This is a genomic window from Parablautia muri, from assembly GCF_009917485.1.
In the GTDB taxonomy this organism is placed as follows: domain Bacteria; phylum Bacillota; class Clostridia; order Lachnospirales; family Lachnospiraceae; genus Suilimivivens; species Suilimivivens muri.
The window spans coordinates 74,389-98,503 of the sequence record NZ_QZDT01000003.1 but is presented as its reverse complement, the minus strand read 5'-3'; the positions used below and the strand labels follow the sequence as shown (position 1 = coordinate 98,503).

The following is a 24,115-nucleotide window of genomic DNA, read 5'->3' as shown; positions in this document are numbered from 1 at the left end:
CTTAAAAATTTTTGGAAACTCCTTCAACCCGGGGCATATCTGAAAATTCGGCCCCGTGGTCATAGGCTCCCACAAGCGGACTGTTTAAGACTCTGAATTTCCTTTCCTGATGCCAAAGCTTACGCAGGGATTCAAAATGTTTATCCGGTTCTAAAAGCCAACCTGCCAGCACATCCAGCTCCAGTAGTTCTTCTTCTGTCAGGCACGCAAGTCTTCCATCCAGATAAGCCGGAAGAAAGCTGTAGGTCAGTTCATGATTCATGAGCGCATGGAAATCATAAACCAGGTAGCGGATAAGCGCAGGAAGTCCACAGGTTCCCAGTCTGTCTGCATACAGGTACTGTTTCCCGTCTGTTTTTCCTTTACGCACCGCCAGATAGGCTTTTGCCACCCAGTCAAAGCTATCCTGGGGCATATTGTATTGTGAAAGAGGCATGCCGCCCTCCTCATAGAAGCCATCTGCGTCAAAAGTGATCCAGCGCCCCTCCTCCTTGCTGTAATACTGATTAATCCAATGGTCCATGCTGACGCCTTCCATAAAATATGGCGCAAACCCGGCACGGCATCTTGCAGGTATTCCTTTAGCCTTTAAAACCGCACTCGTAAGCACCGACACATAACGGCATGTTACCACCAGCTTATTTTCTACCTTCCGATCCTTTACAAATCCTCTCCCATCCAGCCTAAACAGCTCCGCCGTAAGGGCCGGCGCTGTCAAAAAGACATCGTCCTCACATCGCATGCGGTGCCATGGGTAACGATTCATATCGCCATACAAAAGCTTTTCGTTTGCATTTGTATTCCCCTCCTTAAGTGTTACCCGGTGTATCACCTGCCCGCAGATGAGTCTGCCCAGCACGGGAATTTCGTCCGGCAGGGAGCGGAAGTAATCGCCATAGGCGCCTGCATAAGTATAAATTCCCGTTTCTTTGTAATGCTCCAAAATATCATTTTCCATAAATCTGCACCTCCAACCTTTTTTCTTCTGGTTATAACTTGTAAATTCTCAAAATTTCTTTGCGCCATATTTGTAATCCATTACCTGGCACCTTAGAATATGTTTGAAAAAGCGCGGCATCTGTCCGGCTTGGTTTTACTATAACATCTGAAAGATACGTTTTCCTGACAATCTATGCTTCTTTTTGGCCGCTTTTTCCTTTTGAACCATAAGGTCGGTTCAGGAAGGGGGACGGTGAAAAAGTATAAATTTGCCCCTGTTGATGAAAAAAGCGGATTTTTGTGATAAGGTAGTCTAAGGAAAAGGTATGAGGAAAAATGATATGACAGCAGAAAAAATAAAGTATCCCCTGAGAAATAAACTGATTGTACTTGTAGTGGTGGCGATGGTGCCGATTCTTTATGTGGCAATTTATCTGATTATATCGCTTATAAACTATAGCCGCGCCTATGACCAGATTGTCAGCAGCATGACGCTTGCCAACAATTACAATATGAACTTTAAGGAGGAGATGGATGAGAGTCTCTATAAGCTTGTGGTCAGTAATGTTACCTTTGATACGGTTGAGGAGGATGGGACATTAAAGAACCCGTATACGCTTCTTGCGGATCTGAGGATGGAGGGAAATAACCTGCTGGGGATGACCATGGACAGGGAGAGCAGAATCTGGCTTTTGAGTTTGTTGCGCAACCTTGATACGCTGGAGGACAGGGTGGACGATATCAGGGAAAACCAGGAAATGGATGGGCAGTATGAGAAGAATACGGAAATGTTGGACAATGACATATATATTTTGACAGAATTGATACAGGATGATATCCAGCATTATATTTATTACCAGACCAGAAGTATAGAACAGTTGAAGGTACAGTTAAATACGGAGGTTGAACATGTTATTTTTATCAGTATTTTGTTGGGAGCATGTATCATTATTACGGTGATTTTAATTACTATGGCCATTTTAAACAGTATCACAGAGCCAATTCAGGAGTTGTGCCGGATAACAAGCCAGATTGCGGAGGGAAACTTTTCGGACAGGGTGCGGATGCAGACGGAAGATGAGCTGGAAGTTCTCTCGGACAGTGTCAATGATATGTCGGAAAATCTGGAGGTTTTGGTGCATCAGATTAAAGAGGACGAGCGGAAAATGCGGCATGCGGAGCTGCGGCTTTTGCAGGAGCAGATCAATCCGCATTTTTTGTATAACACCTTGGATACGATTGTCTGGCTGATAGAAGGGGATAATCCCGATAAAGCGGTGGATATGGTGGTGGCGTTGTCGGAATTTTTCAGGCTGGTGTTAAGCAAAGGGAAAGAGTATATTACAATCCGTGAAGAAGAACAGCATATTCGGGGCTATTTGGAGATCCAACAGGTACGCTATCAGGATATCCTGGATTATGAGATTGTGATGGAACCGGAGATATATAAGTACAAAATATTAAAGCTGACGTTACAGCCCCTTGTGGAAAATTCCCTGTATCATGGCATCAAATATAAAAGAGCAATGGGAAAATCTGGATTACGGGGGAATTAAAAGCAAACAAAATTTTACTCTGTGTGGAGGATAATGGCGTTGGCATGGAAAAGCAAGAGCTGGAAAGACTGCAGGCGGAAATCCAAAAAACCCTGTAAGGAGACGGAAAAAGGCTTTGGGCTTGCAAATGTCAATGAGCGGATCCGCATGAATTTTGGTATGGAATATGGAATGATGATAGAATCAGAAAGAGGAAAAGGCACAAAGGTGAGTATTGTCATTCCGGCAGTGGAATTTTTTGAAAATACGGTTGAAGAATCGTTGAAGGAAAAAGAGGAATAGGCACAGATTTGTAGGCTGCTGGCAGGAATGGGGATTCGTATGAAGAAAATAATAGGAAAGTTAAAGAAACTGGTTTTTGGACATGTGAGTATACTGATTGTACTGTTGTGCATTGTGCCGCTTTTTTTTGTAGGCGGTGGCCTTTTTAGAGGAGTTGAAATAGAACAGGCGCCAATGGAGCAGGAAGATTTGATTGTGGTGGGGGTTTCCCAGTTAGGCAGTGAATCTGGCTGGAGGTCGGCACACACCCTTTCTATCCAGGATGCTTTGACAAAGGATGCCGGGTATTTTCTTATTTTGAATAATGCAAGACAAATGCAGGAAAATCAGATTAAGGCAATCCGCGGTTTTATTTCCCAGCGGGTTGATTATATTGTTTTTGCACCGGTGATAGAAAGCGGCTGGGAGACGGTGCTGCGAGAAGCGAAGGATGCGGAGATTCCGGTGATTATTATAGACCGCATGGTAGATGTGAGAGATGAATCACTTTACACCACATGGATTGGGACAGATACAAAAGAAGAAGGCAAGAAGGCCGGAAGATGGTTAGAGAGGTATCTGCGGAAAATGGGGAGAGCATCGGAGGAAATCAATATTGTAGTGCTGCAGGGGACCCTTGGCTCAACAGCGGAGCTTGGCAGAACCAAAGGTTTTTGCGAAATCGCAGAATATCATGATAATTGGCATATATTGGAGCAGAGAACGGGCGATTTCACCGCAACGAGAGGAAAAGAGGTTATGTGGGACATGCTCCGCCGACATGAGGATATCGATATACTGGTATCGCAGAATGATGATATGACAATGGGGGCTATTGAAGCCATGCAGGAAGCCGGCATCAGCTTTGGAGAATATGGAGCGGTAACGGTTATTTCTTTCGATGCAATTTATGATGCGCTGGAACTGGTAAAAAAGGGCTGGATCAATGTGGATATTGAGTGCAATCCGGTGCAGGGCGCCTATATTGATAAAATTATTCAAAGACTGGAGAGGGGAGAACCGGTAGAGAAAAGTTATGTGGTAGAAGAAAATGTATTTACAAAAGAAAATGTTGAGAAATTTATGGACGACAGAACATATTAACTTCTGGCGCCTGGCCGTTTACAGTCAGGGCGTGCCGGCTTTGGAAGGGACCTGTTAAGGCAGTATCGCAGGCAGAGCTTTTGATACATGGCAATAGGTTTTGCCTATTTTATGCAGGAGGGATAGGAATGTTAAAAGTATTTTTAGTAGAAGACGAAAGTATTGTCAGAGAAGGATTGAAAAATAATATCCCCTGGCGGGAATATGGCTACGAATTTACAGGGGAGGCAAATGATGGGGAAATGGCGCTGCCAATGATTAGAAAAATCCGCCCGGATGTACTGATTACGGATATCCGGATGCCGTTTATGGATGGATTGGCCCTGAGCCAGATTGTGGTGCAGGAAATACCGGAAATCAAAATTATTATCATCAGCGGCTATGATGAGTTTGAATATGTACAAAGGGCGATTCGGGTAGGGGTGGAACAGTATCTGCTAAAGCCGATTACAAGAGGCGCTCTGCGGAAGGTGCTTTTGGAACTTCGGGAAAAAATTGAAAACGAGAGGGAACAGAAAAATTACCTGGAGACATTTCAAAATGAAATGAAGGAATATGAGGATTATGCCCGCAGGAATTTTCTGGAAAGGGTGTTCGGAGGGGTGCTTTCCGCGCAGCAGATTTACGAAGAAGCGGCAAAAATTTCCTTGAATCTGGATGGCCCGTGCTATAATCTAATCTTGTTGAATTTATTGGTAAAGCGGCAGAGTCCGGAGCTTGGGGCGGAAGAAGCGGAAATGCATGGGAGGGTGAGGGAGGCGCTTTTGCGCTATTTTATGCGTTTTCCCGAGTATTTGACTTTCTATTGGAATATCAATCTGCTAGGTATTTTAATCAAAGGGGAAGCAGAACGGATGGAGGAGCTGACAAAACGGTGTGTGGATCATATTGAGAAAATCTGCAGAGAAGAAAATATGACGGAGTGGCATGCGGCGGTAGGAGATCCTGTTGAACGGCTTTCTATGCTGGCAGAGTGCTATACCAAAGCAAACCACATTTTAGCCCATCGTTTTTTCCACCCCAAACAACATATTCTGACAGAAAAAGATACGGAAGATTATCTGCTGGGGAACGATACGAAAAGTTTTGAGGCGGTGGACAGCGCCAAGATGAATCCGGAAATCATCGGCAGCTTTTTGCGGGAAGGAAAACAGGAGGAACTGGAGGACTTCATAAAGGGCTATCTTGCCAGCGTGAAAGACGCATTGGGCTCAAGGATGTTCCGGGATTATTTACTCTTAAATATACGGTTCAGCGTTATCCACTATATGGAAGATGGGGGAATAGATAAGCAGGCTATCTTGCCGGAGGATGAGTATCATATGGTGAGGGATGCATCTGTAAATGGCGGTGATATCTATGCGTATATGAGAAAGCTGTTAGGACAGGCGCTTGCGCTGCGGGATAAGGAAAGTGTAAACCAGGGTAAGAGGGTACTGAAAAGAGGATTGGAATATATTGAAGAAAATTTCAGCGATGAGAGGCTTTCCTTAAATACTGTGGCAGGGGCAATTGGTGTAAGCGGAAATTATTTCAGCAGCGTGTTCAGCCAGGAAATGCAGATAACATTTATTGAATATGTGACAAAGAAGCGGATGGAAAAAGCAAAGAAACTGCTGAGGCAGACAGAAAAATATTCCGGAGAGATTGCAGCCCAGGTAGGATATAAAGATCCGCATTATTTCAGCTTTGTGTTTAAAAAGACAGTGGGGTGTACACCAAGGGAATACAGGAGCGGTAAGTGATGCTCATGGACAGCTGGAAGCGCTTTTTTTGATATTCAGTTTCCAGGGTATCTTCCGGGAGGATATGAAAGCGCCTTTCATAAGATTCCCAAGAGCTTCGGCGGCGGCCGTTCCCAGCTGGTGCTTATGATGAGAGATAGACGTAATCGGCACAGGGGACAGATCGCTGAGATAGGAGCTGCCAAAACAGACTACGCTGACATCTTCGGGGACGCGTAGATTTCTATAGATTAATTCTTTTATAAGCCAGTAGGCGATTTCATCGTTGTGACAGATGATGGCGGTGGATTCGCCTAACTGGTGGGTGATAAAATCGGACAAAAAGCCCGTATCGTGCTTTTTTTGAAGGGCGGAAAGCTTTACGGTATCAAAGTAACAGATAGTTTCTTCCTGAAAAGTAACGGATTCATCCCTCAGGGCGGACAAAAAGCCATGGCACCGTTCGGGCCCTTGCATATCATCGGATTTAAAAATACCGGCTATTTTTTTGTGCCCTAAAGAGACGAGATACTTTCCAAGAAAATAACCGCCTTCGTAGTTGTCAGCCTTAATAAAAGGAAAATCCGGGAGGTTTGTATAGCTTCCGCGGAAAAATAAAAGGGAAACACCCTTTTGCGCCAAACGCTGGTACAAATCCTGATTCGGGGTGGGAAAGGCCGTTTTGCACCCTTCGCTTAAGATACCGCGGACCGGATGGGCAAGTAAATATTCTAAAATTTTTCTTTCTTTGGATACCTGATTTTCCGTCATATAAACAGTGGAAGAAAAGCCTTGTTTCTGCAAGGCATTTCGTATATCTGCAAGAAGTGACGGGTAAATGTATTCCGTATCGGAACAGATTAAAATTGCAGCCGTATTTTCCTCAGCCTTATTTGAAAGTCCGGTGGTGTAGGAACCGCTGCCCTGCCGTTTTTCTATCAGGTGTTCTTCTTCTAAAACAGAAAGCGCTTTCCTGACGGTCTGACGGCTGACGCCATATTTTTTACAGAGCGCAGCTTCAGTAGGAAGTTTGAAAATACTTCCGGCGTGTTCTTCTATGAGATTTTTCAGCAATTCTGCAAGCCATACATATTTTGCGGACATAAAAAATTTCCTTTCATTTAAATCAATATTATCTGATAAAAGATTTTCATAAAAGGTGAAAATCTTTTACCGGAAGCAGGCAAAAAAGTAAAAAATCCAAATTTTTTTCTATTTGTTTTAAAAATTGGGCAAAATGACACATATTTTTTCACTGAAATTTGTGGAAAAAGGCTCTTGGTCATCTGAAAATCTTAAAAAATCTTACAGAATCCAAAAAAATCCAACCTGTTGTATAAAATTTGTATTGCAATATAGCACAATGTACAAAAATTTGTATTGTATAGAAATACGAAATTGGAATAAATGCACAAAAAAGAATTGCTGATAAAAAATAAATCAGTTAGAGTAAAGCTATAGAGACAGGGAAACCTGTTTCGAACAAAATTTAATTTATGGAGGAAAAAAAATGAAGAAGAAACTTGCACTACTACTCATTACAGCAATGACAGTTTCCGCTTTGACTGCCTGTGGTAAATCTGCAGCGCCTGCGGAAGAAACGGCCCAGGTACAGGATGAGGCAGAAACAGAAGATGAGGCTCCGGCGCAGGATGAGGCTTCGTCCGAAGATGAGACTTCGTCCCAGGATACGGCCCCGGCAGCAGACGGCGAACTTATCAAAGTTGGTTTTGCACAGGTTGGACATGAATCTGACTGGCGCGCAGCCAACACAAAGAATTATCAGGATACATTCAGCGCGGAGAACGGTTATGAATTATCTTTCGTAGACTGTGACAATGACCATGCGGTTCAGATCGAGACGGTCCGCGGCTTTATAGAGCAGGAACTTGATTATATCTGCATTGCGCCAATTCAGTCAGCAGGCTGGGATACGGTTCTTCAGGAAGCACAGGATGCAGGCATTCCGGTTCTGATTGTAGACCGTGCAGTGGATGCGGATCCTTCCTTGTACACAACGGCGCTTGGCTGCGATATGGTTGCGGAAGGTGAGGCAGCGGGCAATTGGCTTGCAGAATATCTTGGCGACAAAGAAGCAAATATTCTTGTAATTGAAGGCTCTGTGGGCGCATCTGCAACACTTGGCCGTACGGAAGGTTTTGACAATATTCTTGCACAGCATGATAACTGGACAAAACTTGATTCCCAGTCAGGTGATTTCACCCAGGCAGGAGGCCAGGAGGTTATGGAGTCTTTCATCAAGACTTATGGCAATGGTGGATTTAACGTAGTGGTATGCCAGAACGATAATGAAGCATACGGTGCAATGGATGCAATGGATGCGGCAGGTATTACATACGGTGTTGACGGCGATGTACAGATTATCTCTTTTGATGCTACCCATGACGGACTTCAGTACACATTAGACGGCAAGATTACTTGTAACGTAGAGTGTAATCCTTTGCAGGCAGGATTTGCTGAAGAAGTAGTCAAGAAATTAGAAGCAGGTGAAGCAGTGGACGCTTGGACCCTGGTTAAGGATGAAGCTTTCGTAGCGCCCGGTATTGAGAGCCAGTACGCGATTACAATGTCTCAGGAAGTTTTGGACGGCCGTGCATATTAAGAAATGGTTTTGAAATGACGGGAATCAACAGACAGAGAAATAAAAAAAGCAGGTTCAAGAAGCATATTCCCAAATGGGATGAACCATAAATCAAAGGAAGAAATCATAAAAAGGGAGGGTATCCCGGGAAACTGGGGCTCTCCTCTTTACATATTATGGCGGAAAAACAGGCTGCGGGGAAAATAGTAAATGGCATCTGAAACGATTATCTGGGAAGGAAATTCTTATAAGGAGGCATCTGCATGGAAAATGATATTGTTTTAAGCATGAAAGGAATCTGTATGACATTTCCCGGGGTAAAAGCGCTGGAAAATGTGGATTTCAATTTGAAAAAAGGGGAAATCCGTGCGCTTATGGGGGAAAATGGAGCCGGAAAGTCCACATTGATCAAGTGCCTTACCGGGGTAAATAAATTTGAAGCGGGAGAAATTTATTTAGAGGGTATAGCCGGTTCGATTGTAAATAAGGATACCATGGATGCTCAGAAAAAGGGCATCTCCACGGTTTATCAGGAGGTAAATCTTTGCCCGAATCTTTCTGTTGCGGAGAATCTTTTTATTGGCAGAGAGCCTATGACAAAGATTAGAACGGTAAACAGAAAAAAAATGAATGAAATGGCAGCGAAGTTGATGCAGGATCTGGATTTAGAGATTGACGTAACGCAGAATCTGGAAGAATATTCCCTGGCTTTGCAGCAGATGATAGCCATTGCCCGGGCTGTGGATATGGATTGTAAAGTTCTGGTTTTGGATGAGCCTACCTCATCCTTAGATGATAATGAAGTAGAAAAGCTTTTCGGTATGATGAGAAAGCTTCGCGCTAAGGGCGTTGGAATCGTATTTGTAACGCATTTCCTGGAGCAGGTATATGAAGTCTGCGATGGAATCACTGTTCTTCGAAACGGTACTTTAGTAGGGGAATATAGCATTGAGGAGCTGCCCCGTGTACAATTGGTTGCTGCAATGATGGGAAAAGATTTTGACGATTTGGCGAGCATTAAACCTGAGGGCAGCGGTGATAAATCAAAAGAGCCCCTTGTAATTGATGCGAAAGGACTAAGCCATGCAGGAACGATTAAACCTTTTGATTTGGAGATACATAAAGGAGAGGTAATCGGTCTGACCGGGCTTTTAGGAAGCGGCAGAAGCGAACTGGCACGGGCTATTTATGGCGCAGACAGGGCACAGACCGGTACTTTAAAAGTAAAGGAACAGGAAGTGACGATTAAGAATCCAATTGATGCCATGAACCTTGGCATGGGCCTTTTGCCGGATGACAGAAAAGCGGAGGGAATCATCGGAGATTTGTCCGTGCGGGAAAATATTATTCTTGCCATGCAGGCAAAACAGGGGATCTTCAAAAAAATTCCAATGGCAAAACAGGTTGAGATTGCAGATAAATTTATTGAGCTTCTGCAAATTAAGACGGCCAGCAGGGAGACGCTGATCAAACAGCTTTCCGGGGGAAACCAACAGAAGGCTATTTTAGCGCGCTGGCTTGCCACAGACCCGGATTTCCTTATTTTAGATGAGCCTACCCGTGGTATTGATATCGGAACGAAAACAGAAATTCAGAAGCTTGTCATACAGCTGGCGGAGGAGGGAAAGAGCGTTATGTTTATTTCTTCTGAGATTGAGGAGATGCTTAGAACCTGTAACCGCATGGCTGTTCTTAGGGATGGTGCAAAGGTGGGTGAAATCGAAGGAGAAGAACTAACCCAGGAGGGCGTTATGAAGGCAATTGCAGTGGGTGCTAAATAATGGAAAAAATAAAGAAAATTACAAAAATGAAACTTTTCCTGCCAATCTTCAGCATGATATTGGTTATGTTGATTAATGTGGTTTATGATATTGCCGCCGGGAATGCACCGTTGAGCTTTTTTACGATTAGCATCAATAATGGCATTTTATATGGACGCCTGATTGATGTGCTTAACCGGGGCAGTGAAGTGGCGATTCTGGCAATCGGTATGACACTTGTTGTTTCAGCCTCCGCCGGTACGGATATTTCAGTAGGTTCCGTGATGAGCCTGTCGGGAGGCCTTTGCTGTATGCTGCTTGCAGGTTATGGTGTGACAAATGTGAGCGAGTATAATGTGCCTCTCTGGGTTGGAATGCTGGCAGGCATTGCAACTGCATGCGTCTGTGGTTTATTTAATGGATTTTTGGTGGCCTATATGAATATCCAGCCCATGGTTGCAACCCTGATTCTTTGGTCGGCAGGCAGAGCAATCGGGCTGCTTTTATGCAACAGCAATATCGTTTATGTACGTGTGCCGTCCTTCCAGTTTTTCGGCGGATACTGCGGTATTATCCCAACACCGATCATCATTGCGGCAGTTTGTGTGGTAATAGCCGGTCTAGTTTTGCGGATGACAGCATTAGGAACTTATATCCAGAGTGTAGGTATTAACAAAAGGGCTTCCAGGATATCCGGCTTTAATTCGGCAAAGATCATTCTGTTATGCTATGTGATCTGCGGCCTGTGTGCGGGCATTGCCGGCCTGGTGGCGACATGCAGGATTTATTCCGCAGATACAAATAATATTGGACTGAATATGGAACTGGATGCAATTCTTGCAGTGGCGTTAGGCGGCAACAGCCTTGGCGGTGGCAAGTTTAATCTTGCCGGATCTATCATTGGTGCATATACAATTCAGGCTATCACGACAACGCTGTATGCCCTGGGCGTTTCCTCTGCACAGGCACCGGTGTTTAAGGCCATTGTGGTTATCCTGATTGTGGTCATCCAGTCAGAGGCGGTGAGGGCATATTTCAAAAAGATGTCCGCTAAGAGGGCAGCAGCAAAGGAGGTGGTGAAGGCATGAAAAAACGGAAAATAGGCGGAAATAATATATTACTGGCCATCACGGTAGTGCTGTTTGTCACAATGTATTTGGGCGGCTGCATCATTTATTCGGACAGAGGCTTTACGCATTTCCAGACATTTTTAAATGTGTTAATTAATAATGCAGGGCTGATTGTGGTAGCAGCGGGAATGACCTGTGTCATGCTGACAGGCGGTATTGATATTTCCGTAGGCTCCCTGATAGCCATGGACTGTATGATTCTGGCGGTAGGCATGGAAAACTGGGGAATGAAAAGTCCGGCGCTGATGGTTATGGTTCTTATAATAGGTATTGCATTTGGGCTTGTGCAGGGATTCTGCGTGGCATATCTGGAAATCCAGCCTTTTATCGTGACGATGGCAGGAATGTTTTTTGCCAGGGGCATGACGGCCGTGATTTGCAAAGATCAGGTAAGTATTGTTTCGGATAAGATTTTTACGGCAATTTCCAATGCAAAGCTCACCATTCCTTTCGGCGGCTATGAAAATAAAAAAGGAATCTACCAGGTTCCCTTTATTCGCCCTACGGTTATTGTGGCGCTGCTGGTGGTACTCCTTGTCTTTCTCATGTTAAAGTATACCAAATTTGGGAGAAGTATTTATGCGGTGGGCGGCAATCAGGTTTCCGCAACGCTGATGGGCTTAAATGTAAAGAAAACAAAACTTCTTACTTATACATTGTGCAGTTTCCTGACCTCCATTGGTGGGATTTGCTACTGCTTAAATACGATGTGCGGCACCACCACCCAGGCGGCGGGGCTTGAAATGGACGCAATTTCATCTTCAGTTATTGGCGGAACGCTTTTGACCGGCGGCGTGGGCAATGTCTTTGGATCGCTGGTGGGTGTGCTTATTAACGGTACGATTTCAACCCTGGTAAAGACCAACGGCAAGCTGGTAAGCTCCTGGGCAAACATTATTACGGCCATTTTGCTATGCTTCTTCATTCTGCTGCAGGCAGTGTTTGCCAAGATTAAAGAAAGTAAGAAAGCGTAAGCTTATTGTAATTGCTTGACACGGAAATGTGCGCTATACTCCATTCATGGGAAACCATAGAGCCAAAGGCGGCTTCCCCCTCTTGTTTTTTCGGAGGGTTTAAGCAGCCCTCCAGACGAAAGAAAGGAGGGCGATACAATGTATGTTACATATCAGGATTTCATTCAGATTGGAATACTCATTGTCGCCCTTGTGAATTTGATTTATCAGGTTTACAGGGGAAAAAGAAATAGCCGCCACTACTACCAATAGTGACGGCTGACTACTTTTTAGCAGAAATATAAACTTGTTGTGTGGGTAGAGCCGCTTCTATGGCTTTCCCTTTTCTGCCTATAATATAGCATATCCGGCAGCAGGATTCAAGAGCCAAGCACATGTTTATTCTCGCAGGCAATGTGCCAAGGTTACTTTTTATGGGTCAGGAATGTGCATTTACTGCGCATTCCGTGAGAGAAATCAATCTATGAATTTATTTCTTTACATTTGTCCAAAGCCGTGCTATGATTAATCGGTATGAAGTTTACCGTTGCCCAGAACTTAGGATTCTCCGACCGGTTCTTAGCAGCAGGTGTATGAAAATGAAGGAGGAGATTTCATGATTTCTAAAGAAAAGAAAACAGCAATTATGCAGCAGCATGCAAGATGTGAGGGTGACACAGGTTCACCTGAGGTACAGATTGCGGTATTATCAGCAAGAATCCAGGAGCTTACAGAGCATCTGAAGGTGCATCCGAAAGATAATCATTCCAGAAGAGGTATGTTTAAGATGGTTGGTCAGAGACGTGGTCTTCTTAATTATCTGAAAGAGAAAGACATCGAAAGATACCGTGCTTTGATTGAGAAACTGGGACTTAGAAAGTAAAAATGGCAGTTTTAAGGCGGAGCATACCGATTGATTCGGTCTCCGCCTTTTTATTCAATGTGCCGGTTTGCCAATAGCGATGGTATTTGGCGGGCATCCGGCTGGTGAGCAAAGAAAAGGAGAGAGATTATGTACAAGACGTTTTCAATGGAGCTTGCAGGCCGTACACTCAGCGTTGATGTGAACAGAGTGGGCAAGCAGGCAAACGGATGCGCGTTTATGCATTATGGCGATACCACCGTGTTGTCTACCGCAACCGCATCAGACAAGCCAAGGGAAGGAATTGATTTTTTCCCGCTGAGTGTAGAGTATGAGGAAAAGCTGTATGCAGTAGGAAAAATCCCCGGAGGATTTAATAAGAGAGAGGGTAAGGCATCCGAGAATGCCATACTTACAAGCCGTGTCATTGACAGGCCTATGCGTCCTTTGTTTCCAAAGGATTACCGGAATGATGTAACCTTAAACAATATGGTTATGAGCGTTGACCCGGCCTGCCGCCCGGAGCTGGTGGCTATGCTGGGAGCGGCTATTGCAACCAGCATTTCAGATATTCCCTTCGATGGACCCTGCGCTATGACCCAGATGGGAATGATAGATGGGGAATTTATCATCAACCCGTCCCAGGAGCAGTGGAAAAATGGCGATTTAGATTTGACTGTGGCATCCACATCGGAAAAGGTGATCATGATTGAAGCAGGCGCCAATGAGATTCCTGAAGAAAAAATGATTGAGGCTATTTATAAAGCCCATGAGATCAACCAGACAATCATTGCTTTCATCAACCAGATCGTGGCTGAGGTTGGCAAGGAAAAACACACTTATACAAGCTGTGCCGTTCCGGAGGAGCTTTTTGCGGCAATTAGGGAGATCGTACCGCCTGCTGAAATGGAGGAGGCAGTTTTCACAGACGAAAAACAGGTCCGTGAGGAGAATATTAAAAATATCACGGAAAAGTTAGAGGAAGCCTTTGCGGAAAATGAGGAATGGCTGTCTGTGCTGGGTGAGGCAATTTACCAGTATGAGAAAAAGACAGTCCGCAAGATGATTTTAAAAGACCATAAGCGCCCGGACGGCCGTGAGATTACCCAGATTCGTCCTTTGGCAGCGGAGGTTGACATTATTCCCAGAGTACATGGCTCCGCAATGTTTACCCGTGGGCAAACCCAGATTTGCAATGTGTGTACACTGGCTCCTTTGTCCGAACAGCAGAGGATTGACGGATTGGATGAAAATGAAGTGAGCAAGCGTTATATGCACCACTACAATTTCCCCTCCTACTCCGTAGGTGAGACGAAGCCCTCAAGAGGGCCCGGCAGAAGGGAAATCGGTCATGGCGCTTTGGCGGAAAGAGCGCTTATACCCGTACTTCCCTCAGAAGAAGAATTCCCTTATGCAATCCGTACGGTTTCCGAGACTTTTGAGTCCAATGGTTCCACATCCATGGCTTCTACCTGTGCATCCTGTATGTCCCTGATGGCTGCAGGCGTGCCCATTAAGAAGATGGTTGCAGGTATTTCCTGCGGTCTGGTTACCGGGGAGAGTGACGATGATTTCGTACTGCTTACGGATATCCAGGGACTGGAAGACTTCTTTGGGGACATGGACTTTAAGGTGACAGGTACCACAGAAGGTATTACGGCTATTCAGATGGATATTAAGATTCATGGTCTTACAAGACCTATCGTGGAAGGCGCCATTGCTAGATGCCGGGAGGCTAGATTGTTTATCATGGATAACTGCATGAAGAAAGCGATTGATGCGCCCAGAGCGGAGGTTGGCCCTTACGCGCCTAAGATCATTTCCCTTCAGATCGACCCTGAAAAGATTGGGGATGTGGTAGGCCAGCGAGGTAAGACCATCAATGAGATCATTGCCCGCACAGGGGTCAAGATCGATATTACAGACGATGGAAACGTGTCCGTATGCGGTACGGACGCCGCTATGATGGATAAGGCTTTGGAATACATCAAGACCATTGTTACGGATTACCAGGAAGGGCAGATTTTCCAGGGGATTGTGGTAAGCATTAAAGAATTTGGCGCTTTCGTTGAGTTTGCGCCCGGCAAGGAGGGGATGGTCCACATTTCCAAGATTGCCAAAGAGAGAATCAACCGCGTAGAGGATGTGCTCACTCTTGGGGATAAGGTGACGGTTGTGTGCCTTGGCAAGGACAGAATGGGAAGAATGAGCTTCTCCATGAAAGATGTGGCACAGAAATAAATAGAATTTGTTATAAAGGATCAGAAGGCTATGCTTAGGCATAGCCTTTTGTGCGTGTGGGGATAGTTCCCAGGGCGTTCTGAGCAACCGCATAATTTACAGGCATAACTTGGCCAATTTTTCATATATTGGGATAAGAGGCAAATAGATTGAAAAGCAACCGTTTTTTAGTTGGCGGATAAGCCTGCGCTCATAGGGTGGGCGGCTGGCCAAAATGGGGGATTATGATGACAAAAAGAGAAGAAATTATACGTATATTTCCGGATTCCCTGAAGCTTAGATGGGAGCAGGCACTTTTACAGGTGGACAAACTACAGGAAATACGCCTTGCAATCGGGCAGCCGGTGCGGGTTGTAATAGCGGGTGCGGAAAAATTTCTGTCAAATAAAGGAACGGTAGATCATTTTTGTCAGGATGCATGGTGTATGACAGAGCGGGAAATGAATGAAATCCTTCAAAATGTATGCCGCCATTCCATCTATGCTTTTGAAAATGAGATAAGACAGGGATTTTTAACTGTTCCTGGAGGACACAGGATTGGTCTGGCAGGACAGGTGGTCTTAAACGGAGATGGAACGGTGCGGAATATAGCCCATATCCGGTTTATGAACGTCCGGATTTCCCATGAAGTGATTGGGGCGGCGGATGGGGTAATGGAGCATCTTTATCAGGATGGCTGCTTTTTGAATACCCTGATTATAGCGCCCCCTGGGTGTGGGAAAACCACGCTGCTTCGGGATATTGTGCGGCAGACATCGGAGGGGAACGCTTACGCCCAAGGAAGACAGGTGGGAGTAGTGGACGAGCGTTCGGAAATCGCCGGAAGCTTTATGGGCATTCCGCAGAACAACGTAGGTATGCGCACGGATGTGCTGGACGGATGTCCTAAGATACAGGGAATGATGCTTTTAATGCGCTCCATGGCGCCTGCTGTGGTGGCGGTAGATGAGATTGGAAGCTATGAAGACAGGAAGGCTTTGTTCCAGATACTAAAGTGCGGCAGCAGTGTATTGGCAACCATACATGGAAATTCTATGGAAGATGTATATAAGTTTATGGATATGGAAAAGAACAGTGGGAATGAGAGATGGGAGTACCGTCCTGAAAAAATCTTTGACAGATACATATTCCTGGAAAAAAAGATCGGTATTTGTACGGTCAGAGGGATTTTTGACGGAGAGGGTAATGAAATCCCTGCAAAGAGGGGAAAAGGAAAATGCTAAATCTGATAGGGTGCATACTGGTGATAACCGGATGCGTTGGATTTACAGCCGGTATATGCGCAGACGGTACCAGACGTCTTTTTTTGCTGAAACAGATGCGTATTCTCTATGAAAATATGAAATATTATATCGCCTATCAAAAGGCAGCGGTTCCGGAAGCATTGTGGAAACTTTCGGAAAATAATGAGGGGCCGTTTAAAAGAGCTTTTGAAGTAATTTTCACAGAAGTTTATGAAGAAGGAAAAAATTTCCCTTTGGCCTGGCAAAGATACATAGGGGAGGTTTTGGAAAACCAGCCGTTGACCCAAAAAGAAAAGAGGTTTTTGCTCGATTTTCCTTCCTGTCTTGGATTGATGGAAGAAGATGCACAGGCACAGGCTTTGGACGGGTTGCTTCGGGAAATCAACTTACATATCGAGGAACTGGAAAAAGAACGGAAGGGTAAAAATAAAATGATTATGAGCTTTGGAGTAGGAGCCGGAGTACTGATATCTATTCTGCTTTTATAATCAATCGCATGGAGGGAATATGGAGATAAACCTGATTTTTAAAATAGCGGCGGTGGGGATTTTGATAACCATTTTGGGTCAGATTTTGAAGCACAGTGGGAGGGAAGAACATGCCTTTTTGATTAGTCTGGCAGGGCTGATTTTGGTACTGACATGGATTTTACCTTACATATATGATTTGTTTGTAATGATACAGGATTTATTTGATTTGTAAAAATGGTGACAGTATGGAGGTCAGAGCGAAAAGTAAAAGTTTGTGTCATCCACAAATTTGTGCTTTGCCGGAAAGAAAGAGGGATTGGGATGGAAATTGTAAAAATTGGGATATTGGGAGTGGCAGGTGTGATGCTTGCGCTGCAATTTAAGTCAAACCGGCCGGAATATGGATTATATCTGGGAGTAGTGATTTGCCTTGTAGTGTTTACCTTTTCGTTAAATGGTCTGAAAGCACTCATGACCGGCGTAAAAGAGCTGGAGAAATATTTAAATAGCAGTGGCGAGTATCTGGGATTTTTGCTTAAGGCGGTGGGCATTACTTATGTCTGTGAATTTTGTGCTTCCATATGTAAGGATGCAGGATATGGAGCGGTAGCGGGGCAGATAGAAATATTTGGAAAGCTGTCAGTTCTGCTTATGGGGATACCAGTGCTGACAGCGGTGATTGGAAATATCAATGCAATTGGGGGTTAGAATGAAAAAGTGCCGGAGATTTTTATTTTTTTGGGGAATGATTATGATAGCATTGTCTTTGCCTGAAATGAGAGCCTGTGCAAGTGAAAAGAAAGAAAGTGGGGCAGAGTTTGACTATATAGACAGGTGGCTGAAATCTAATGATTTGAGTCAGGTCAATGAGGGGATGGACAGCCTTTTCCCTGGTATGGAAATTGATTCAGGGCAGATGCTTGTGATGATTATGGAAGGGAATGCGCCGCAGGCATTTAAAATGTTTGCAGAACAGGTGAAGGATGGCCTGTTTGGGGAATTGTCAGGGCTTCGACAGATTTTCATTTATATTTTGGTTTTGGGTGTAGTTTCGGCGCTTTTTGCAGAATTTTCCGACTTGTTTGCAGGTGGGCAGCTTGCACAGTCAGGATTTTATTTTCTGTATTTGTTCCTTATGGTGATTCTGACAAAGGTGATTTTATTTGTGTCGGAGACTGCCACGCAGGCAGTGGAAAATATTGTGTTATTCGTGAAATTGTTTGTACCGACTTACTGTGTAGCTGTGGGCGCCGCCCAGGGAGCAGCTTCCGGTGTGTACTATTATCAATTCATGCTGATAGTGGCCTATCTGGTGGAAAGCTTTTTAAGCAGCGTTATGGTACCTTTTATTTTCAGTTATGTAATGCTGGCTCTTTTAAATGGATTTTGGACAGAAGAAAAACTAACGCTTTTGCTTGACTTTATTGAAAAGGGAATCGGACTTGCCCTTAAGGTGGCTATGGGGGCAATCACAGGCTTAAGTCTGGTACAGGCTGTTATTGTGCCTGTAGCATCGGGGCTTAGAATTTCTGCCATGCGTAAAGCGGTGTCCGCCATTCCGGGCATAGGGGGAGTGACGGAAGGAGTGGCGGAGCTGGTGCTGGGTTCGGCGGTTTTGATTAAAAACAGCATGGGGGTATTGCTTTTCATTGTGCTTTTTGGAGCATGTCTGACTCCTCTTTTAAAAATATTGATTGTTACGGCAACGGTAAAGCTGGGAGCGGCGATCACAGGGATTGTCAGCGATAAAAGAATTTCTCTGTGTGCGGACAGGGTAGGAGGCGGGTGTTTTCTTTTTTTACGCTGTGTATGCACTTCCATGATTTTGTTTATGATTGTAGTAGCGGTGGCGTCTTATACGATTTCATAGGATATATTCTGAAAATTGAGGGTTATGATGGTTGGTGCTGTGAAAGAAATATGTATTTTTATGATTATAGCCCAGGCGGTTTTGTTTTTTGTGCCGGGTAATTCTTATGATAAATATGTGCGGATATTGATTGGAATTATTATGATTATGCGTTTTATGGAACCTTTGATCCAGCTATTTGCAGAAGAAGATGTAAAATTGGAAATAAAAAACAGAATATCACTTTTGGAGCAGCAAATGGCCGGATTAAACGATATTTATGGAGAAAATGAAGGGAAAATAAAAGACAGTGAAACAGAAATTTATAAAAGTATGGAAGAAGAGATGAAGAAGCGGCTGGCAGCTTGTGAAAGTGATTATGAGATTGTCAGCGTCAAATTTGCAGAAAGTCTTAGACAAGGGAAGGAAACAGGAAATGGGGCGGAGATTATTATTACGGTATCGGAAGAAAAATCCGGGGCAGGCGCAATTTATGTGGAACCGGTAAAGGTTGGAGAAAATGAAAAAGAAAAAACGGTAGATGAAAGCCTGAAAAAGATGTATGCAGATCAGCTTGGAGTAGATGCACAAAGGCTTGAGATTCTTTTGGAATAGCAGGTCTTGGGCGTGCGGTTGGCAGAAATGATTGAAAAACACGCGCAGGAAGGGAGGCTTGCATGGAGGAAAAGGAATGGACCAAAAAACTAAAATTAAAATTTACAAAGGATAATTTTTTGATTATGCTGCTTAGCGGTATCCTTCTTTTGGTCGTTGTCTGGCCTACGGAAAAAACAACCGCAAAAAGGATGGCAGAGTCCGGTCAATCGGACAGTGAAAGTGCTATATTAAATTTACAGCCGGAGAGCATACCTGATTTGGCTTTTACACAAAGCGGGGCAGGCAGTGAAGATGCATTATTAGCTTATGCTTCTTTTCTGGAGCTGTCTTTGGAGAAGCTTTTGGGCAGTATGGAGGGTGTAGGGAAGGTACAGGTGATGGTTACCCTTGAAAGTTCAGGGGAAGCTGTTGTGGAAAAGGATATCAATACTACGAGAAATGGCACCACGGAGGTGGATTCGGCAGGCGGAAGCAGGAATACTACGGATATAAGCAATGATGAACAGACAATCTATTTAAAAGGGCAGGGGAGTGAGGACACACCTTATGTAAAGAAAGTTCTGGCCCCTAAAGTGGCGGGGGTAGTGGTATCCGCGGAAGGCGGAGGAGATGCCCAAATTGTAAAAAATATAACAGAAGCAATTCAGGCATTATTTGGCATAGGAGCACATAAAATTAAAATAGTTAAAATGATATCATAAGTAAGAAGGAGAAGTGGATTTGAAAAATATGGTGAAGAAGAATCAAATTATGATTACGGCGCTGGCAATCATGATTGCGGTTGCAGGGTATCTGAATTTTGCCGGCAGCAGGATTACGGAAGAAGAAATTATGACAGCAGGTTCAGATACGGTTGTGGCCAGTGACCAGGTGGTTACAGGGACAGATGAGGATGTGGCGGCATTATTTGAAATATCTGATGAGGATATAGAACAGGCCAATAATTCAGATATCCAAAGCATGGACTCGGAGGTAGTGATTTCGGCGGACAATTATCTGGATGAAACGATGGACGAAATTATGGCAGAGAATATGACAGGGGATATGGCACAGAATATAGGAAGTGAATTATCCGGGGATGAAACGCCGGGAGAAGCGGTTTTTACCTCCGCCAGCAGCTTAGATACCCTTTCAGGGGCAAGACTTATGAAGGAACAGACCAGAGCGAAAAACAAAGAGACTCTGCTTGAAATCATCAATAACGTAAATATCAGCGAGGAACAAAAACAGGCGGCAGTAGATGACATGATTGCGCTTACGGATGTGGCTGAAAAGGAAACCGCTGCAGAAATCCTTTTGGAGAGTAAAGGATTTGATGATGTGGTAGTGAGCATAACAGAGGATACCGTTGACGTGGTGGTGAATGCACAGGAGCTTACGGAGGCGCAGCGTGCGCAGATTGAAGACATTATCATCCGAAAAACAGGCGTGGCGCCGGAATCTATTGTGATTAGTACTTTAAATGCGGGTTGATAGTACGATTGCCCTTCGTACGCCGGAAACGATGTCTTGGGCTGTGGGATTTTAAGTCACCGCAAATGATTTCTTAAGATAGTCATAGGAATAATATAGATGCTATATTTTAAAAAATGTGGTATCCTATTGTAAAAGTAAGCGTGAAAAGAAAGTAAGCGTGAAAAGAAAGAGATACCTCATGAAAATTATCGTTGTTTGGGCCGGTGTGGGAACAGGCGCTATGGATAATAGGGCGGGCTTTAGGGAGACAGGGACGCATGCTTTGCTGAACGCCGAAAGGCTTCTGTTTCCACATGACCAATAAGGAGATACTGATGTATGGATGAAAATTTTGGAGGATAGTGCTTTATTAATTTAGCAGATTATGATATGCTTCTATGGGCATAGCTTATAAGCATAGCAATGATACATTTTTCATCAATAAGCTAACGTATAAAGCGTGATGGCGTTTGATAATCTGGAGGAAAAAAAGTGAGTAACTATGAGCAGGAAATAAACAGAAGAAGAACCTTTGCAATTATTTCCCACCCGGATGCAGGAAAGACGACCCTGACAGAAAAGTTCCTTTTATATGGAGGGGCAATTAATCTGGCAGGAAGTGTGAAAGGTAAGGCAACAGCAAGGCATGCGGTTTCCGATTGGATGGAAATTGAAAAGGAGAGGGGTATTTCAGTTACATCTTCGGTTTTACAATTTGAATATGATGGTTTTTGTATTAATATTTTGGACACGCCAGGGCATCAGGACTTCTCGGAGGATACGTACCGTACTTTGATGGCGGCAGATTCTGCAGTGATGGTGATAGATGCCTCGAAAGGAGTGGAAGCGCAGACCCGAAAGCTGTTTAAAGTCTGTGTAATGAGAAAGATTCCTATTTTTACATTTATTAATAAGATGGACAGGGAGGCCAACGATACATTTGAATTGTTAGATGAAATAGAAAAAGAACTTGGGATTGCCACATGTCCCATCAACTGGCCTATTGGCTGCGGGAAAAGGTTTAAAGGAGTCTATGACAGGGATAGGCAGTGCGTTCTTACGTATTCAGACACGGAGAAGGGGACGAAAGAGGGCGAGATTACGGAAATCCCTGCAAGCGAACAGGACAAGCTTATAGGGGTAATCGGGCAGGAAGCAGCCGATACGCTTAAGGACGAAATTGAGCTTTTAGATGGCGCCAGTGCGGAATTTGATTTGGATTTAGTGCGCTCCGGCGACCTGACGCCTGTATTTTTTGGGTCGGCGCTTACCAACTTCGGTGTGGAGTTCTTTTTGCAGCATTTCCTTAAAATGACCACAACCCCTTTGCCAAGAAAGGCGGATACAGGCTTAATTGTTCCGGATGAACATGATTTTTCCGCTTTTGTATTTAAGATACAGGCCAATATGAACAGGGCGCACAGAGACAGGATTGCGTTTATGCGGATTTGTTCGGGAAAGTATGAAGCAAGCATGGAGGTAAAGCATGTGCAGGGCGGAAAGGTTATGCGCCTTTCCCAGCCACAGCAGATTATGGCCAGCGAAAGAAAAATTTTGGATGAGGCCTACGCAGGGGATATTATTGGCGTTTTTGATCCAGGCATTTTTTCTATCGGAGATACGTTGTGTATGCCTAAGGAGCAGTTTTGCTATGAGGGAATACCTACTTTTGCACCGGAGCATTTTGCAAGGGTGAGACAGATTGACACAATGAAGCGGAAGCAGTTTGTAAAGGGAATCACCCAGATTGCCCAGGAGGGTGCTATTCAGATTTTTCAGGAATTTAATACCGGTATGGAGGAGATTATAGTAGGGGTAGTGGGTGTGCTGCAATTTGATGTGCTGAAATACCGTCTGGAAAATGAATATAATGTGGAAATTAGATTAGAGAATCTGCCCTATGAGCATATCAGGTGGATTGAAAACAAAGAGATTGATTTAAACAAGTTAGTCGGGACTTCCGACATGAAAAAGATAAAAGACTTAAAAGGAAATCCACTCTTATTGTTTGTAAATGCATGGAGCGTGGGTATGACATTAGAACGGAATGAAGGATTAAAGCTTTCGGAATTTGGACGTGATTAAATGAAAAGAAAGAAAATCATATGGGCGGTTGCTTTGTGTATCCTGCTGCTTTATGGCTGCGGTAATTTTACCAGGCCGGAGGTGAAAGGAGAAGACACCTATGGGCAGGAAGGCTTACCGGAAAGGGAGGATGCTGCCCAGGAAGAAAAGCAGGAAGCACAGGCAGGGGAAGTAGAGGGGCTTATAGGGATCTCCCCTCAGGAAACAGATTTCATCAGAAAACAGCAGACAGGGCTTTTTCATTATGACAGGCTGAATGAGGAAGAACAGATTGTTTATGCGGAGATACTTAAAATATTGCAGGAGTTTGGGGACGGAGTAGGATTATCCTGTGTGGAGACAGACAGGATCGAAAAGGTCTTTCAATGTGTGTTAAATGATCATCCTGAGATTTTTTATGTGGAGGGTTATACCTTTACACGATATACATTGGGGGAAGTGGTGAAAAAGATTACCTTTTCCGGCACTTACAATCTTCCAAAGGAGGAGATCATCGCCAGAGAAGCGCAGATAGACCAATATGTTAAGGAGTGCTTGTCCGGGATGGGCGATGGGCTGGATGAATACGGAATTGTGAAATATATTTATGAATATATTATCGCGCAGACGGAATATGATGCTTCAGCTCCTGATAATCAGAATATCTGCTCTGTTTTCATTCACAGAAGAAGTGTGTGCCAGGGCTATGCAAAAGCAACCCAGTACCTTTTGAGAAAGGCCGGGATCGAGGCTACTTTGATTATGGGAAGAGTTTCCGGCGGAGAAGGACATGCCTGGAATTTGGTTAAGATGGATGGAAATTATTATTATGTAGATACTACATGGGGAGACGCATCTTACCAGATTGTAGAAGGAAGCAGCGATAAGGCTCTTGGCAGCATTCCGCCCATTAATTATGATTATCTGTGTGTTACCACACAGCAGCTTGAGAAGACCCATATCATTGAGCCTATTGTGGAGGTGCCTGTCTGTGACTCTATGCAGGATAATTATTATGTCAGGGAAGGACGCTATTTCACAAGTCCCGATCAGGAAAGAATAAGAGAAATGTTTCAGGCGGCCTATGGGCAGGGCAGCACTTATGTGACATTAAAATGTTCGGATATGCAGGTGTATATGGAAATGATTGGCTATTTGATTGAGGAACAGGGAATCTTTAAATATTTGGATACCCAGGAGGGAACAGTTTCTTATGCGGAAAATGAAGAACAGCTAAGCCTTAGCTTTTGGCTGTAGCAGAGAAGTTAATTTGGGCTATGCAA

23 protein-coding genes are annotated in these 24,115 nt (G+C 44.2%); 21 read left to right on the top strand and 2 right to left on the bottom strand.

The window, feature by feature from the left end; translation table 11 throughout:
• Position 1: 1 nt before the first annotated feature.
• Positions 2 to 958 (bottom strand): transglutaminase domain-containing protein, encoded by a 957-nt coding sequence (locus D5281_RS03625; RefSeq protein WP_160558786.1) that lies wholly within the window; start codon positions 956 to 958, stop codon positions 2 to 4.
• A 322-nt stretch (positions 959 to 1,280) separates the two neighbouring features.
• Here D5281_RS03625 and D5281_RS03620 point away from each other — a divergent pair, with 322 nt between their 5' ends.
• The 4 genes from D5281_RS03620 to D5281_RS03610 all read left to right on the top strand — a co-directional run bounded on the left by D5281_RS03620 (position 1,281) and on the right by D5281_RS03610 (position 5,605).
• A complete protein-coding gene (locus D5281_RS03620; protein WP_277935152.1) occupies positions 1,281 to 2,495 on the top strand; it encodes a sensor histidine kinase in 1,215 nt (404 codons plus the stop codon).
• A gap of 39 nt (positions 2,496 to 2,534) precedes the next feature.
• Positions 2,535 to 2,777: a sensor histidine kinase gene (locus D5281_RS25405; RefSeq protein WP_277935151.1), complete on the top strand. Its 243-nt coding sequence runs from the start codon at positions 2,535 to 2,537 to the stop codon at positions 2,775 to 2,777.
• Positions 2,778 to 2,816: 39 nt separating this feature from the next.
• The gene (locus tag D5281_RS03615; RefSeq protein ID WP_160558785.1) at positions 2,817 to 3,860 is read left to right on the top strand and encodes an ABC transporter substrate-binding protein; all 1,044 of its coding nucleotides are present in this window, start codon (positions 2,817 to 2,819) and stop codon (positions 3,858 to 3,860) included.
• Positions 3,861 to 3,988: 128 nt separating this feature from the next.
• A complete protein-coding gene (locus D5281_RS03610; RefSeq protein ID WP_160558784.1) occupies positions 3,989 to 5,605 on the top strand; it encodes a response regulator transcription factor in 1,617 nt (538 codons plus the stop codon).
• Between the two features lie 3 nt (positions 5,606 to 5,608).
• Here D5281_RS03610 and D5281_RS03605 read toward each other — a convergent pair whose 3' ends face one another.
• Positions 5,609 to 6,688 carry a GntR family transcriptional regulator gene (locus D5281_RS03605; protein ID WP_160558783.1) on the bottom strand — a complete coding sequence of 360 codons (1,080 nt, stop codon included), beginning with the start codon at positions 6,686 to 6,688 and terminating at the stop codon, positions 5,609 to 5,611.
• A 406-nt stretch (positions 6,689 to 7,094) separates the two neighbouring features.
• Between D5281_RS03605 and D5281_RS03600 the strand changes: the two genes are divergently transcribed.
• The 17 genes from D5281_RS03600 to D5281_RS03525 all read left to right on the top strand — a co-directional run bounded on the left by D5281_RS03600 (position 7,095) and on the right by D5281_RS03525 (position 24,089).
• The gene (locus D5281_RS03600) at positions 7,095 to 8,207 is read left to right on the top strand and encodes an ABC transporter substrate-binding protein (protein WP_160558782.1); all 1,113 of its coding nucleotides are present in this window, start codon (positions 7,095 to 7,097) and stop codon (positions 8,205 to 8,207) included.
• 242 nt (positions 8,208 to 8,449) lie between these two features.
• Positions 8,450 to 9,967: a sugar ABC transporter ATP-binding protein gene (locus D5281_RS03595; protein WP_160558781.1), complete on the top strand. Its 1,518-nt coding sequence runs from the start codon at positions 8,450 to 8,452 to the stop codon at positions 9,965 to 9,967.
• Positions 9,967 to 11,034: an ABC transporter permease gene (locus D5281_RS03590; protein ID WP_160558780.1), complete on the top strand. Its 1,068-nt coding sequence runs from the start codon at positions 9,967 to 9,969 to the stop codon at positions 11,032 to 11,034. The genes D5281_RS03595 and D5281_RS03590 overlap by 1 nt, the downstream gene beginning before the upstream one ends.
• The gene (locus D5281_RS03585; protein WP_160558779.1) at positions 11,031 to 12,050 is read left to right on the top strand and encodes an ABC transporter permease subunit; all 1,020 of its coding nucleotides are present in this window, start codon (positions 11,031 to 11,033) and stop codon (positions 12,048 to 12,050) included. Before D5281_RS03590 ends, D5281_RS03585 begins: the two co-directional genes overlap by 4 nt.
• Positions 12,051 to 12,645: 595 nt before the next feature.
• Complete coding sequence (rpsO, locus tag D5281_RS03580) at positions 12,646 to 12,912, top strand: 30S ribosomal protein S15 (protein ID WP_160558778.1); 267 nt, start codon at positions 12,646 to 12,648, stop codon at positions 12,910 to 12,912.
• A 129-nt stretch (positions 12,913 to 13,041) separates the two neighbouring features.
• Positions 13,042 to 15,132, top strand: a complete 2,091-nt coding sequence (locus D5281_RS03575) for a polyribonucleotide nucleotidyltransferase (protein ID WP_160558777.1) — start codon at positions 13,042 to 13,044, stop codon at positions 15,130 to 15,132.
• A 224-nt stretch (positions 15,133 to 15,356) separates the two neighbouring features.
• On the top strand, positions 15,357 to 16,355 hold the full coding sequence (gene spoIIIAA / locus D5281_RS03570; protein WP_277935150.1) for a stage III sporulation protein AA: 999 nt from the start codon (positions 15,357 to 15,359) through the stop codon (positions 16,353 to 16,355).
• Positions 16,349 to 16,864 carry a stage III sporulation protein AB gene (locus D5281_RS03565; RefSeq protein WP_160558776.1) on the top strand — a complete coding sequence of 172 codons (516 nt, stop codon included), beginning with the start codon at positions 16,349 to 16,351 and terminating at the stop codon, positions 16,862 to 16,864. Before spoIIIAA ends, D5281_RS03565 begins: the two co-directional genes overlap by 7 nt.
• A 19-nt stretch (positions 16,865 to 16,883) precedes the next feature.
• Entirely contained in the window at positions 16,884 to 17,078 is a 195-nt protein-coding gene (spoIIIAC, locus tag D5281_RS03560; RefSeq protein WP_120466438.1) for a stage III sporulation protein AC, read from the top strand.
• A gap of 89 nt (positions 17,079 to 17,167) precedes the next feature.
• Positions 17,168 to 17,554: a SpoIIIAC/SpoIIIAD family protein gene (locus D5281_RS03555; RefSeq protein ID WP_160558775.1), complete on the top strand. Its 387-nt coding sequence runs from the start codon at positions 17,168 to 17,170 to the stop codon at positions 17,552 to 17,554.
• Position 17,555: 1 nt separating this feature from the next.
• A complete protein-coding gene (locus tag D5281_RS03550) occupies positions 17,556 to 18,716 on the top strand; it encodes a stage III sporulation protein AE (RefSeq protein WP_160558774.1) in 1,161 nt (386 codons plus the stop codon).
• Positions 18,717 to 18,740: 24 nt separating this feature from the next.
• Positions 18,741 to 19,310, top strand: a complete 570-nt coding sequence (locus D5281_RS03545) for a stage III sporulation protein AF (RefSeq protein WP_160558773.1) — start codon at positions 18,741 to 18,743, stop codon at positions 19,308 to 19,310.
• 62 nt (positions 19,311 to 19,372) lie between these two features.
• On the top strand, positions 19,373 to 20,014 hold the full coding sequence (locus tag D5281_RS03540) for a stage III sporulation protein AG (protein ID WP_160558772.1): 642 nt from the start codon (positions 19,373 to 19,375) through the stop codon (positions 20,012 to 20,014).
• A 28-nt stretch (positions 20,015 to 20,042) separates the two neighbouring features.
• A complete protein-coding gene (locus D5281_RS03535; protein WP_160558859.1) occupies positions 20,043 to 20,786 on the top strand; it encodes a SpoIIIAH-like family protein in 744 nt (247 codons plus the stop codon).
• Positions 20,787 to 20,967: 181 nt separating this feature from the next.
• On the top strand, positions 20,968 to 21,093 hold the full coding sequence (locus D5281_RS25400; RefSeq protein WP_277935149.1) for a hypothetical protein: 126 nt from the start codon (positions 20,968 to 20,970) through the stop codon (positions 21,091 to 21,093).
• A 167-nt stretch (positions 21,094 to 21,260) separates the two neighbouring features.
• Entirely contained in the window at positions 21,261 to 22,853 is a 1,593-nt protein-coding gene (locus D5281_RS03530) for a peptide chain release factor 3 (RefSeq protein WP_330584794.1), read from the top strand.
• Positions 22,854 to 24,089, top strand: coding sequence for a transglutaminase domain-containing protein (locus D5281_RS03525; protein ID WP_160558771.1), 1,236 nt, complete (start codon positions 22,854 to 22,856; stop codon positions 24,087 to 24,089).
• Positions 24,090 to 24,115: the final 26 nt, after the last annotated feature.

What these genes read in the sequence shown, in the direction of transcription:
- D5281_RS03625 (WP_160558786.1), bottom strand. Translation starts at nt 958, where the DNA reads ATGGAAAATGATATTTTGGAGCATTACAAAGAAACGGGAATTTATACT.
- D5281_RS03620 (WP_277935152.1), top strand. Translation starts at nt 1,281, where the DNA reads ATGACAGCAGAAAAAATAAAGTATCCCCTGAGAAATAAACTGATTGTA.
- D5281_RS03615 (WP_160558785.1), top strand. Translation starts at nt 2,817, where the DNA reads ATGAAGAAAATAATAGGAAAGTTAAAGAAACTGGTTTTTGGACATGTG.
- D5281_RS03610 (WP_160558784.1), top strand. Translation starts at nt 3,989, where the DNA reads ATGTTAAAAGTATTTTTAGTAGAAGACGAAAGTATTGTCAGAGAAGGA.
- D5281_RS03605 (WP_160558783.1), bottom strand. Translation starts at nt 6,688, where the DNA reads ATGTCCGCAAAATATGTATGGCTTGCAGAATTGCTGAAAAATCTCATA.
- D5281_RS03600 (WP_160558782.1), top strand. Translation starts at nt 7,095, where the DNA reads ATGAAGAAGAAACTTGCACTACTACTCATTACAGCAATGACAGTTTCC.
- D5281_RS03595 (WP_160558781.1), top strand. Translation starts at nt 8,450, where the DNA reads ATGGAAAATGATATTGTTTTAAGCATGAAAGGAATCTGTATGACATTT.
- D5281_RS03590 (WP_160558780.1), top strand. Translation starts at nt 9,967, where the DNA reads ATGGAAAAAATAAAGAAAATTACAAAAATGAAACTTTTCCTGCCAATC.
- D5281_RS03585 (WP_160558779.1), top strand. Translation starts at nt 11,031, where the DNA reads ATGAAAAAACGGAAAATAGGCGGAAATAATATATTACTGGCCATCACG.
- rpsO (WP_160558778.1), top strand. Translation starts at nt 12,646, where the DNA reads ATGATTTCTAAAGAAAAGAAAACAGCAATTATGCAGCAGCATGCAAGA.
- D5281_RS03575 (WP_160558777.1), top strand. Translation starts at nt 13,042, where the DNA reads ATGTACAAGACGTTTTCAATGGAGCTTGCAGGCCGTACACTCAGCGTT.
- spoIIIAA (WP_277935150.1), top strand. Translation starts at nt 15,357, where the DNA reads ATGATGACAAAAAGAGAAGAAATTATACGTATATTTCCGGATTCCCTG.
- D5281_RS03565 (WP_160558776.1), top strand. Translation starts at nt 16,349, where the DNA reads ATGCTAAATCTGATAGGGTGCATACTGGTGATAACCGGATGCGTTGGA.
- spoIIIAC (WP_120466438.1), top strand. Translation starts at nt 16,884, where the DNA reads ATGGAGATAAACCTGATTTTTAAAATAGCGGCGGTGGGGATTTTGATA.
- D5281_RS03555 (WP_160558775.1), top strand. Translation starts at nt 17,168, where the DNA reads ATGGAAATTGTAAAAATTGGGATATTGGGAGTGGCAGGTGTGATGCTT.
- D5281_RS03550 (WP_160558774.1), top strand. Translation starts at nt 17,556, where the DNA reads ATGAAAAAGTGCCGGAGATTTTTATTTTTTTGGGGAATGATTATGATA.
- D5281_RS03545 (WP_160558773.1), top strand. Translation starts at nt 18,741, where the DNA reads ATGATGGTTGGTGCTGTGAAAGAAATATGTATTTTTATGATTATAGCC.
- D5281_RS03540 (WP_160558772.1), top strand. Translation starts at nt 19,373, where the DNA reads ATGGAGGAAAAGGAATGGACCAAAAAACTAAAATTAAAATTTACAAAG.
- D5281_RS03535 (WP_160558859.1), top strand. Translation starts at nt 20,043, where the DNA reads ATGGTGAAGAAGAATCAAATTATGATTACGGCGCTGGCAATCATGATT.
- D5281_RS25400 (WP_277935149.1), top strand. Translation starts at nt 20,968, where the DNA reads ATGAAAATTATCGTTGTTTGGGCCGGTGTGGGAACAGGCGCTATGGAT.
- D5281_RS03525 (WP_160558771.1), top strand. Translation starts at nt 22,854, where the DNA reads ATGAAAAGAAAGAAAATCATATGGGCGGTTGCTTTGTGTATCCTGCTG.